Origin of the sequence: Fulvivirga aurantia (genome assembly GCF_009711475.1) — a bacterium.
Lineage (GTDB): Bacteria > Bacteroidota > Bacteroidia > Cytophagales > Cyclobacteriaceae > Fulvivirga > Fulvivirga aurantia.
Genome location: NZ_SMMD01000741.1, coordinates 1 through 1927, shown reverse-complemented (window position 1 = coordinate 1927; position 1927 = coordinate 1). Strand labels below are relative to the sequence as shown.

Genomic DNA, 1927 nt, shown 5'->3' with positions numbered 1-1927 from the left:
GATAATAGATATAACGGTAGAAATACCTAGTACCACCGCGACTATTTTCGTTCTCTTAAGGAGTCTTCGTTGAAGCATCTCCTGGTTTTTCTGCTCTGCTTCGTAGGTTATTCTACTTGTATCGAGAAATACAATTGCCCTTTCGAAAGCCTCGTCATATCTCTGAGCCCAGGTACGAGTTGGTTTTTGTTTTTTCTGCCAGTTAAGTGCCAGCTGCAAATCCGGGGGTCTCCATAAACCGGTACGCCCTATCTGATACATTGCAGCAGCTTCTGAAAGTCTTCGGTACATTTGAGCAGATTCATACTCTTCATCAACCCAAACCTTAAGCCTTGTCCAAATACGCATCAAACTTTCATGAGAAATCTCAATGATCGAGTCTGACTGCAAGGGTACGTTAGATGGAGGCATAAGAAATGACCTTCCCGGTTGCCTAAACTTTTCTACTACTTTGGCTACCTCTTCTTCGGTAGCTCCGGCTAGTTCTGCCACATAAGATAATCTAGCTGGTCTTCTGAGCCCTTGATTTTCGTTGGTCTTCTCAGTAAGGGCTTTAAATAGAATTTCTGCTATCTCTCTCTCAGAAGAAGAAAGTTCGTCATAAGCTTCATTTGCGTGTAGAGATAAAGCTTCGGTGATTTTACCAACCGCATTATAGTGGCGTATGTCCAGAGGTTCGTTTTCATCTCTGTTTCTTACCCAATAATCCCACGTACGCATAAGCGCGTGTTGAAGGATTGGCAGTTGATCCTGATTATCACCTATTTCATTTAATAATCTTTTTACCAACCTTTTGGTGATAGCACCACCTCCAACAGCTACTGGTCCTTCTATGGCTACTCGCTTTTGATCGCGTGTCATTTGAGGAACCAAATAATTGCTCTGATTAATCAGCTGAGTTAGACCAGGAAATTTAGCACACTCTCCGATATAATCAGATCGCATGGTGATGGCCACGTATATCGGAACTGATGAATTGCGACATGCATCAAGCAGTAGGCTTACATAGGCCCTTGATTCTTCAAAAAGACTGTAGTCATCTCTATATCTAAATAGCTCCTCGAACTGATCGATGAGTATAAAGGTATTCTCGCCATGTTTTTTAAATCGCTTTTCTATGGCCTCTACCAAGCCATGAGAATTACTTCTTAATAAAGAGGCAATTACTGTCTTATTTACCAGCAATTCTTCTTCGCTTACCGAAGAGTCAATTTCAGGATCTGAATTAAGTAATGAGGCTGCCAGATTATCAATTGGAGCTACTCCGGGCCGGCTTGTAATTACATTCCAATTAGCTCCGACATCTGTCATGAACCCACCATATAATATCGGCACCAGTCCACAATACATCAATGAAGACTTACCACTACCAGAATAACCCATGACAGTGACAAATCTATTTTCAGCCAATTTTACAAGTACTTCATCTACTTGCCCTTCACGGCCGAAAAAGAGGTGACACTCGTCAATACTAAATGGACGCAGACCAGGAAAGGGATTAGGGGCTACACCATTACCATGAATGTCGTATTCCTCTAAATCACTCTCACCACTAGGGGTACGTATGTCGTAATTTAGCATTGAGGTTTAATCGGGTAAAAAAAATATGGTCTATTAGAGACTAAAATCTTTAAAATAACTTCATTATCATGAAAAATACAAAAAAAAGTTATGCAAGCTTATATGAATATTACATAAAACTTACACGTATTCTACAATTTTCTTTGCCAACTTCATATTGTCTGATAATAACTCGTAAAAATTGTCTTTATTTATTTTAAACAACACTGTTGATTCTACTGCTATAATAAGGTTCGACTTAGTGAAATTGGCAGATTGCATCAATTCACCAATAAACTCTCCTTTTTTAGTACCACCAGTGACTTTTCCGTTTTCATAAATATTGATCAGGCCCTCATATACAATA

General features: G+C 39.5%; 2 protein-coding genes. Both read right to left on the bottom strand.

Annotation, left to right across the window (positions count from 1 at the left end; genetic code table 11):
• A partial coding sequence (locus E1176_RS20625) for an ATP-binding cassette domain-containing protein (protein ID WP_185152713.1) occupies positions 1–1581 on the bottom strand: 1581 nt, incomplete at its 3' end.
• A gap of 120 nt (positions 1582–1701) precedes the next feature.
• A partial coding sequence (locus E1176_RS20620) for a cyclic nucleotide-binding domain-containing protein (protein ID WP_343030522.1) occupies positions 1702–1927 on the bottom strand: 226 nt, incomplete at its 5' end.